At 71.3% G+C, this 9901-nt stretch carries 8 protein-coding genes; 6 read left to right on the top strand and 2 right to left on the bottom strand.

Annotated elements, in window-relative coordinates:
* Positions 1 to 161 precede the first annotated feature (161 nt).
* Positions 162 to 1616, bottom strand: a complete 1455-nt coding sequence (gene argG, locus ACIPFH_RS30110) for an argininosuccinate synthase (RefSeq protein WP_401831304.1) — start codon at positions 1614 to 1616, stop codon at positions 162 to 164.
* 42 nt (positions 1617 to 1658) lie between these two features.
* Positions 1659 to 3857 (bottom strand): MMPL family transporter, encoded by a 2199-nt coding sequence (locus tag ACIPFH_RS30105; RefSeq protein WP_401831301.1) that lies wholly within the window; start codon positions 3855 to 3857, stop codon positions 1659 to 1661.
* A 92-nt stretch (positions 3858 to 3949) separates the two neighbouring features.
* Between ACIPFH_RS30105 and rpe the strand changes: the two genes are divergently transcribed.
* From rpe to ACIPFH_RS30075, 6 genes are all read left to right on the top strand, one after another.
* Complete coding sequence (gene rpe / locus ACIPFH_RS30100) at positions 3950 to 4636, top strand: ribulose-phosphate 3-epimerase (RefSeq protein ID WP_356251839.1); 687 nt, start codon at positions 3950 to 3952, stop codon at positions 4634 to 4636.
* Positions 4637 to 4726: 90 nt separating this feature from the next.
* Complete coding sequence (locus ACIPFH_RS30095; protein WP_401831299.1) at positions 4727 to 5770, top strand: sugar-binding transcriptional regulator; 1044 nt, start codon at positions 4727 to 4729, stop codon at positions 5768 to 5770.
* Positions 5771 to 5820: 50 nt separating this feature from the next.
* Positions 5821 to 6237, top strand: coding sequence for a ribonuclease domain-containing protein (locus ACIPFH_RS30090; RefSeq protein WP_401831298.1), 417 nt, complete (start codon positions 5821 to 5823; stop codon positions 6235 to 6237).
* Positions 6234 to 6539 carry a barstar family protein gene (locus tag ACIPFH_RS30085; protein ID WP_356251848.1) on the top strand — a complete coding sequence of 102 codons (306 nt, stop codon included), beginning with the start codon at positions 6234 to 6236 and terminating at the stop codon, positions 6537 to 6539. Before ACIPFH_RS30090 ends, ACIPFH_RS30085 begins: the two co-directional genes overlap by 4 nt.
* Positions 6540 to 6670: 131 nt before the next feature.
* Entirely contained in the window at positions 6671 to 8110 is a 1440-nt protein-coding gene (locus tag ACIPFH_RS30080) for a GuaB1 family IMP dehydrogenase-related protein (protein WP_401831901.1), read from the top strand.
* Between the two features lie 309 nt (positions 8111 to 8419).
* Positions 8420 to 9895, top strand: a complete 1476-nt coding sequence (locus tag ACIPFH_RS30075; protein WP_401831295.1) for an amino acid permease — start codon at positions 8420 to 8422, stop codon at positions 9893 to 9895.
* Positions 9896 to 9901 lie beyond the last annotated feature (6 nt).

Raw genomic sequence — 9901 nt, 5'->3', positions numbered from 1 at the left:
CTGTGCCCGCTCGCGCACCGCCCCTAGCCCTTGTCCGGGGCGCCACAACACCCCCCCCCCCCCGCGGGGGGGGGGCCCCCGGCCCCCCCCCCCCCGGCCCGCCCCCCCCCGGGGGGGGGCCCCCCGGCCCTCGTCGTGGGCGGCGGTTGCCCCCGCCGGGGTCAGTCCGTGCCGAACTCCATCGCGGCGCGGTCCAGCAGCTGGTCGTCGTCGGAGACCTCGCCGCGGGAGGCGATGGCCTCGGCGCCGCCCTCCGGCATTTCCGGCATGGTGCCGATCAGGCCGGTCGCGGCCGCCTGGGAGGCGCCGATGGCGGGGCTGCCGGTGCCGATCAGACCGAGCCCGACGTACTGCTCCAGCTTGGCGCGCGAGTCGGCGATGTCGAGGTTGCGCATGGTGAGCTGGCCGATCCGGTCCACCGGGCCGAACGCGGAGTCCTCGGTGCGCTCCATGGACAGCTTGTCCGGGTGGTAGCTGAAGGCCGGCCCCGCGGTGTTCAGGATCGAGTAGTCCTCACCGCGCCGCAGCCGCAGGGTCACCTCGCCGGTGACGGCGGCGCCGACCCAGCGCTGGAGCGACTCCCGGATCATCAGCGCCTGCGGGTCCAGCCAGCGGCCCTCGTACATCAGCCGGCCCAGACGCCGTCCCTCGTTGTGGTACTGGGCGACGGTGTCCTCGTTGTGGATGGCGTTGACCAGCCGCTCGTAGGCGGCGTGCAGCAGGGCCATGCCGGGCGCCTCGTAGATGCCGCGGCTCTTGGCCTCGATGATGCGGTTCTCGATCTGGTCCGACATGCCCAGGCCATGGCGGCCGCCGATGGCGTTGGCCTCCATCACCAGATCGACGGGGGAGGCGAACTCCTTGCCGTTGACCGTCACCGGGCGGCCCTGGTCGAAGCCGATCGTCACGTCCTCGGTGGCGATCTCGACCGTCGGGTCCCAGAACCGCACGCCCATGATGGGCTCGACTGTCTCGACGCCGGTGTCCAGGTGCTCCAGGGTCTTGGCCTCGTGGGTGGCGCCCCAGATGTTGGCGTCGGTGGAGTACGCCTTCTCCGTGCTGTCCCGGTAGGGCAGGTCGTGGGCGACGAGCCACTCCGACATTTCCTTGCGCCCGCCGAGCTCGGTCACGAAGTCCGCGTCCAGCCAGGGCTTGTAGATCCGCAGGTGCGGGTTGGCCAGCAGGCCGTACCGGTAGAACCGCTCGATGTCGTTGCCCTTGAAGGTCGAGCCGTCGCCCCAGATCTGGACGTTGTCCTCGAGCATCGCCCGGACCAGGAGGGTGCCGGTGACGGCACGGCCGAGGGGCGTGGTGTTGAAGTAGGCCCGCCCGCCCGAGCGGATGTGGAACGCCCCGCAGGTGAGCGCGGCCAGGCCCTCCTCGACCAGTGCGGCGCGGCAGTCGACCAGGCGCGCGATCTCGGCGCCGTAGGCCTTCGCGCGGCCGGGCACCGAGGCGATGTCGGGCTCGTCGTACTGGCCGATGTCGGCGGTGTAGGTGCACGGGACGGCACCCTTGTCGCGCATCCACGCGACCGCGACGGAGGTGTCGAGCCCGCCGGAGAAGGCGATGCCGACGCGCTCGCCGGCGGGAAGGGAGGTGAGGACCTTGGACATAGGAAGATTATGCATGAACTCGCATGGTCATGCAAAGGGCTGTCAGGTCTCCCCGCTCTCGGCCGGCTGGGCGAGCTCCTTCGGCGGGGGAGCGTGTGTCTCCACGGCCCGTCGGTGCGGCCACCAGATCTTCGGTCCGATGTCCAGGAACAGTGAGGTGACGAGCACCGACCGCACGATGAAGGTGTCCAGGAGGACGCCCAGGGCCACCGCGAAGCCGATCTCCGCGAAGGCGACCATGGGAAGGGTGGCCAGGGCCGCGAAGGTGCCGGCCAGGACCAGGCCCGCCGAGGTGATCACCGCGCCGGTCGCCGCCAGGCCTGTCACCACGCCCCGGCGGGTGCCCTGGTGGGTGGCCTCCTCGCGGATGCGGGTGGTCAGGAAGATGTTGTAGTCGATGCCCAGGGCCACCAGGAAGACGAAGACGAAGAGCGGGAAGTCGGTCGACTCGCCCGCGTAGTCGAAGAGGTGGCGGAACGCCAGCGCGCTGAGGCCCAGGGCCGCGGTGAAGGACAGGATCACGGTCCCCACCAGCAGCAGCGGGGCGATCAGAGCGCGCAGGAGCGCGCACAGGATGAGCAGGACCACGGCCAGGACCAGCGGGATGATCAGCAAATTGTCATGGGTGGTGGCCTCGTCCATGTCGAGCAGCGCCGCCGTGCCGCCGCCCACCTGCGCGTCGGCGTCGGGCACCTCGTGCACCGCGTCCCGGACCCGCTCCACGGTCTGCTTCGCGGCCTCGCTGTCGGCCGGGGCGGTCATGGTGGCCTCGAACAGCACCTTGCCGTCGTGGACCGGCTCGGTGGCCGGGGGCAGGCCGATGGACGTCGGCACGACCCCCTCCGTCCCCGCGACCGCGAGCTTCACCTGCCCGGCCCGGGCCTCGTCGCTGATGACGACCAGCGGGTCACCGCTGCCCGCCGGGAAGTACTTCTCCGACACCTCCTGGCCCGTGATCGAGTCCGGTTTCCCGGTGAACGCGTCAGCGTTGGAGATGCCCTCGGCGCGCAACTGGATCAGGCCGAGCGAGCAGACCGCCAGGACCAGCGCCGTCACGGCCCAGACCAGGCGGGGGCGGCGGGCGATGTCGCGGCCCGTGCGGGCCCAGACACCGCGCTCGGTCGGGTCGGAGGAGCCGAAGTGCGGGATCGCCGGCCAGAAGATCCAGCGGCCGCAGATCACCAGCAGGGCGGGGAAGAGGGTCATCATCGCGAGCAGCGCCACCGCCACGCCGATGGCCGCGACCGGGCCGAGCCCACGGGTGGAGTTCATCTCGGCGGCCAGCAGCATCAACATGCTCAGGACGACCGTGGCGCCGGAGGCCAGGACCGCGGGGCCCGCCCGGTGCAGCGCCAGGGCCATGGCCTCGTGCCGGTCCTCGTGGCGGCGCAGCTCCTCCCGGTAGCGGGCCACCAGCAGCAGGGCGTAGTCCGTGCCCGCGCCGAACACGAGCACCGTGAGGATGCCGGCGCTCTGTCCGTTCACCGTCAGGCCCGCGTGCTGGGCCAGGAAGTAGATCAGGGCCTGCGCGGTGAACAGGGCGGCGACCACGGCGAGCACCGGGACGACGAGGAGGGTGGGACTGCGGTAGGTGATCAGGAGCATGACGACGACCACCCCCGTCGCCGCCAGCAGCAGGGTCGAGTCGATGCCCTCGAAGGCCTCGGAGAAGTCCGCGGAGGTGCCGCCGGGTCCGGTGACGTGCACGGCCATGCCGGCGCCGTCGTCGCCGACGATGTCACGGATCGAGTCGACGGCCGGGGCGATGCGCTCCCAGCCCTTCTCGTCCATGGTGATCGGAACGTAGATCTGGGCGGCCCGGGGGCCGGCCGGGCGGTCGTAGACCGGGCCGCGGGTCTCGGCGCCGCGGATGCCATGGGCGGTGAGCTGCCGGAGCTGCGCCGCGTCCTCGGTGATCCGGGCCCGGTCCTGTGCCGTCAGGCCCCCGTCGCGGGCGTAGACGACGACCGCGGGGATCTGCTCGGGCCTGAAGTCCTCCGAGAGCCCCAGGACCTGGGTGGACTCGGCCGACCCCGGCAGCCAGGAGGCCGCGTCGTTGTCCTGGGCATCGGTGAGCTTCGAGGCGAAGGGCGCCGTCAGGAACAGCAGCACCACCCACAGCGCCAGCACCAGCCACTTGGCCCGCCGCCCGCAGACCAGATGCGCGATGCCCCGCTCCGGGGGCCGGGCGGTCCGCACCGTCTTCGTGGACTGCGGAGTCCGCGCAGGCTCCTGCGTCATGACCGCCTCCGGGGCCGTGTGGGGCGTGCGCACCACCGTCGCCGTGCCGGACCGATGCCCGCAAGCCCCTGAGGGCATGGCAGGCTTGGGGCATGGCCGTGCAGATCAACCCCAGCATCCTGTCCGCCGACTTCTCCCGCCTCGCGGACGAGGCGCAGGCGGTCGCCGGAGCCGACTGGCTCCACGTCGACGTCATGGACAACCATTTCGTCCCGAACCTCACGCTCGGTGTGCCGGTCGTAGAGTCACTGGCCCGTGCGACGGACACTCCGCTGGACTGCCATCTGATGATCGAGGCCCCCGATCGCTGGGCCCCGCAGTACGTCGAGGCGGGTGCCTCGTCCGTCACCTTCCACGTCGAGGCCGCCGCCGCGCCCGTGCGGCTCGCCCGCGAGATCCGGGCGAAGGGCGCCCGTGCCTCCATGGCACTCAGGCCCGCCACGCCCATCGAGCCGTACGAGGACCTGCTGCCCGAGCTCGACATGCTGCTGATCATGACCGTCGAGCCCGGCTTCGGGGGTCAGGCCTTTCTCGACATCATGCTGCCCAAGATCCGCCGCACCCGCGAGTTGATCAGCAAGCACGGCCTCGATCTGTGGCTCCAGATCGACGGCGGGGTCTCGGCCTCCACGATCGAGCGATGCGCCGAGGCGGGCGCGGACGTGTTCGTGGCAGGCTCGGCCGTATACGGGGCGGACGACCCGGCGAAGGCGGTCCGTGGCCTGCGGGCTCAGGCGGAGGCGGCGACCGTCGGAGCCAGTTGGGGTTGTGAACACTGAACCAACCACTTACCGACAGGAATGTGAACGGCTCTCATCAGAGCTGATCAACCGCGCCGGATCTGCGAGGATGAACGGCGTATCCAGAGTGTGAACAGCAGTGAGGAGAACGCCGTGTCGGGTATGTCGGCGGGCCGGTCAGCCATGCGGATGGGACCCGCTGAGCTGGTGCAGGCGGCGGCCATGGCCCGCCGCTTCTACCTCGAAGGCAAATCCAAGATCCAGATCGCGGAGGAGTTCGGCGTCAGCCGCTTCAAAGTGGCCCGGGTCCTGGAGACCGCCCTCGAACGGGATCTCGTACGGATCGAGATCCGCGTGCCGGCCGAACTGGACGCGGAGCGCTCCGACGCGCTTCGCGCCCGTTACGGTCTCAGGCACGCCGTCGTGGTCGAGTCCCCGGCCGAGGCCGAGGAGACCACGGACCCCGAGAACCTGGGGGAAGTGGCCGCCGACCTGCTCGGCGAACTGGTCGACGAGGGGGACGTACTGGGGCTGGCCTGGGGCCGGTCCACCATTCACATGGCGGCGGCGCTGGACCGGCTGCCTCCGTGCACGGTCGTGCAGCTGACGGGTGTGTACGACGCCGGGACCGCGGAGCGCGGCTCGGTCGAGGCCGTCCGCCGCGCCGCCCAGGTGTCCGGCGGCGACGCGCACCCCATCTACGCGCCGATGCTGCTGCCGGACGCGGCCACCGCGACCGCGCTGCGTCACCAGACCGGGATCGCCCGGGCCTTCGAGTACTTCGACAAGGTCACGGTCGCCTGTGTCTCCATCGGCTCCTGGGAGCCGGGCATCTCGACGGTGCACGACATGCTCAGCGACGAGGAGCGGGCTCATTACGCCTCGCTCGGCGTCGCCGCGGAGATGTCCGCGCACCTCTTCGACGCCGAGGGCCGCCGGGTCGGACGTGACCTGGGCGAGCGGTGCATCACGGTCAAGGCCGACCAGCTGCGCCGGATCCCCGAGGTCGTCGCGATAGCGGGCGGTCAGCGCAAGGCGGCCGCGATCGACGCGGTGCTGCGGTCCGGGCTCGTCACCAGCCTGGTGACGGACACCTCGGCGGCCGACTACCTGATGACGGCGGGGCAGGCACCGAAGCCCGCCCTCGGCCGGGTGGACCCGGACGGGATCTGACCGGCCCGGACAGCAGGTCCCGAGGGGACGACCGTGACAGCATCGCTCGCATGCTGCTGCGGTTCGTCCCCCGCGTGCTTGTGTGCCTGCTCCTCCCGCTCGCCCTGCTCACGGGCTGCGCGTCCGGGGGACCGGGCCCGCAGGCCTCCGCCCCGGCCGCGCAGGCCGCCACGCCGTCCTGGGCCGACGGCTCGGCCACGGTCCGGGAGTCCCGGCTGCCCGCCGAGGCGCGGCGGACGCTCCGGCTCATCGACGACGGCGGCCCGTTCCCGTACGCCAGGGACGGCGCCGTCTTCGGGAACTTCGAGAGGCTGCTGCCCGCGCACGAGCGGGGGTACTACCACGAGTACACCGTCGAGACGCCGGGCTCGCGCGACCGCGGGGCCCGGCGCGTCGTCACCGGGCGGGGCGACGAGGTCTACTACACCGATGATCACTACGACTCGTTCCGGGCGGTGCTGAGATGACGCAGTTCGTGGTCACGCTGGATCTGGACGGGGTGACCGACAAGGCCGCCCTGATGGACCGCTGCGCCGACGCCCTCGGCCTGCCCGGCTATTTCGGACGCAACTGGGACGCCCTCGCCGACAGCCTCACCGACCTCCCCGCCCCGCCCGGGGACGGCGGACTCCGGATCGTCGTACGCAACTGGCGGCCGTACGCCCGGGCACGGCCGCAGGAGTGGGAGATCGCGCAGGACGTGTTCGCACAGGCGGTGGCCCAGGCGCCGGCGCTGTCCGTGGTGCTCGCCCTCGGAGGATCCTCCTAAGGCCACCGTGAGCTGCTTGGACGTTCTGTCCGGGCATCGCATCACGGCCTTCGTGGGAGAATGAAGTACGTGCTTCTCCCCCTGGCTGACCTGTCCGGGGGTCACCTCTGATCGACTGGGATGTGCAGCACGTGCGTTTCCTCAACGACATCCAGCCCGCCTACGACCTCACCTACGACGACGTCTTCATGGTGCCGAGCCGCAGCGCGGTCGGGTCGCGGCAGAGCGTGGACCTCAACGCTCCGGACGGCACGGGCACCACGATCCCGCTGGTCGTCGCCAACATGACCGCCGTCGCCGGTCGCCGGATGGCCGAGACCATGGCCCGGCGCGGTGGGCTGGTGGTGATCCCCCAGGACATTCCGATCGACGTCGTCACCGACGTCATCAGCTGGGTCAAGAGCCGCCACCTGGTGCTGGACACCCCCATCGTGCTGGCCCCGCACCAGACGGTCGCCGACGCCCTGGCCCTGCTGCCCAAGCGCGCGCACAACGCGGGTGTCGTCGTCGACGAGGAGTTCCGTCCGGTCGGTGTCGTCACCGACGCGGACCTCAGCGGGGTCGACCGCTTCACCCAGCTCGAGGTCGTCATGTCCCGGGACCTGCTGCTCCTGGACGCCGGCATCGACCCGCGCGAGGCCTTCAACACCCTCGACGCGGCCAACCGGCGCTACGCCCCCGCCGTCGACCGGGACGGCAAGCTCGCCGGCATCCTCACCCGCAAGGGCGCTCTGCGCGCCACCCTGTACACGCCGGCCGTCGACGCGCAGGGCAAGCTGCGCGTCGCCGCGGCCGTCGGCATCAACGGCGATGTCGCAGGCAAGGCCAAGCAGCTGCTCGACGCGGGTGTGGACACGCTCGTCATCGACACCGCGCACGGCCACCAGGAGTCGATGATCGGCGCGATCCGGACCGTGCGCGCGCTCGACCCGCGGGTGCCGATCGTCGCCGGCAACATCGTCTCGGCCGAGGGCGTCAAGGACCTGATCGACGCGGGCGCCGACATCATCAAGGTCGGTGTCGGACCGGGCGCCATGTGCACCACCCGCATGATGACCGGCGTCGGACGGCCGCAGTTCTCGGCGGTCCTGGAGTGCGCGGCCGAGGCGAGGAAGTACGGCAAGCACGTGTGGGCCGACGGCGGTGTCCGGCACCCCCGTGACGTCGCCATGGCGCTGGCCGCCGGTGCGTCCAACGTGATGATCGGGTCGTGGTTCGCGGGTACCTACGAGTCCCCGGGCGACCTCCAGCAGGACGCGGGCGGCCGTCTGTACAAGGAGTCCTTCGGCATGGCGTCCGCGCGTGCCGTCGCCAACCGCACCTCCGACGAGTCGGCGTACGACCGTGCCCGCAAGGCGCTGTTCGAGGAGGGCATCTCCACCTCCCGGATGTTCCTCGACCCGGCCCGGCCGGGCGTCGAGGATCTGATCGACTCGGTCATCGCGGGCGTCCGCTCCTCCTGCACCTACGCGGGCGCGGGCTCCCTGGAGGAGTTCGCCGAGAAGGCCGTCGTGGGCATCCAGAGCGCGGCCGGGTACGCGGAGGGCAAGCCGCTGCACGCCAGCTGGTAGCTCCGCGAGGCGCTCCGCGTGTAGCTCCGCCGGTTGGGCCGTATGTCGGGTGCGGGTCCGGCCGCGCAGTTCCTCGCGCCCCTGTCGGGGCGCGTTCAGCCGGCCTGCAACGAATGTGCACCCTCGTTCCATGAACGCAACGATCTTGCGCGGGTGCGCAAGGTTGCAGCATTACAAGCGCTACGGCCCTGCTCATAGGGTCGTGCGCTGTACGTAGCGTGGCGGGGACCCCGCTCGGTGGGTTCCTGCTCGCGCAGGTGCGCCACAGGTCCCCGTCGCGCCGAGAGGCAGCGACGAAGGAGTCAGCGCGTGCTCGATCAAGGCGCACCCCCGCAACAGCGCAGTCGGACCGGCCCCGCGTCCCCGGGGGCCGTCGGGCGGCTCATGCGGCGCAAGCCCGTGGAACACCTGGTCGCCGAGGGCGGCCAGGGCGAGGGCGGGTCCCTCAGGCGCTCCCTCGGGCTGTGGCAGCTCACGATGATCAGCATCGGCGCCACCCTCGGCACCGGCATCTTCGTCGTCCTCGGCGAGGCGGTGCCCAAGGCCGGTCCCGCCGTCACGCTCTCCTTCGTGATCGCCGGACTCACGGCGCTCTTCTCGGCACTGTCCTATGCCGAGCTGGCGGGCACCATCCCGGTCGCCGGCTCCTCGTACTCGTACGCGTACGCGACGATGGGCGAACTGGTCGCCTGGATCTGCGGCTGGTGTCTGGTCCTGGAGTACGGCGTGTCGGTCGCCGCCGTGGCCGTCGGCTGGGGCGAGTACCTCAACGAGCTGCTCGACGGGACGATCGGCGTGACCATCCCCGACGCGCTGTCGGCGCCCCCCGGGGATGGCGGCATCTTCAACCTGCCCGCCCTCGTCGTCGTCCTGCTCGCCATGGCCTTCCTGCTCGGCGGCGCCCGCGAGTCGGCGCGCGCCAACACCGTCATGGTGGCCGTGAAGATCGCCGCGCTGGTGCTGTTCTGCGCCATCGGCGTCCAGGGTTTCCGCTCCGGCAACTACGAGCACTTCATGCCGCTGGGCATGGCGGGCGTCAGCGCGGCCGGGGCGACGCTGTTCTTCTCGTACATCGGTTTCGACGCCGCCTCCACCGCCGGTGAGGAGGCGAAGAACGCGCAGCGCGACCTGCCCCGCGCGATCATGCTGTCCCTCGTCATCGTGACGGCGCTGTACGTCCTGGTCGCGGCCGTCGCCGTGGGCGCCAAGCCCTGGCGGCGGTTCGGCGACTCCGAGGCCGCGCTCGCGCAGATCATGCGTGACGTGACCGGCCAGTCCTTCTGGGGCACCCTCCTCGCCTTCTGCGCGGTCATCGCCATCGCGAGCGTCGTCCTGACCGTGCTGTACGGCCAGACCCGCATCCTCTTCGCGATGTCCCGGGACGGCCTGGTGCCCAAGGTGTTCTCCCGCGTCCACCCGAAGACCGGCACGCCCCGCGCGAACACGGTGATCGTGTCGCTGTTCTGCGGTGTGCTGGCCGCCGCGATCCCGTTGGGCCAGCTGGCGGACGCCACCAGCATCGGCACCCTGTTCGCGTTCGGGCTGGTCAACATCGCGGTCGTGGTGCTGCGCCGGACCCGTCCGGAGATGCCCCGGACCTTCCGGGTGCCGCTCTCGCCGGTGCTGCCGGCCCTGGGTCTCGCGTTCTGCGTCTGGATGATGGGCAGCCTTTCGGCCGTCACCTGGGTGGTCTTCGGTGTCTGGATGGCGGTGGGGCTCGTGTTCTACTTCCTTTACGGCCATCGCCGCTCCCGACTCGCAGCGCCCGCGCCATCTGAGAAGTGATCAACC

Origin of the sequence: Streptomyces sp. NPDC088157, from assembly GCF_044741545.1 — a bacterium.
In the GTDB taxonomy this organism is placed as follows: domain Bacteria; phylum Actinomycetota; class Actinomycetes; order Streptomycetales; family Streptomycetaceae; genus Streptomyces.
This window is presented reverse-complemented; position numbering and strand designations above follow the sequence as displayed.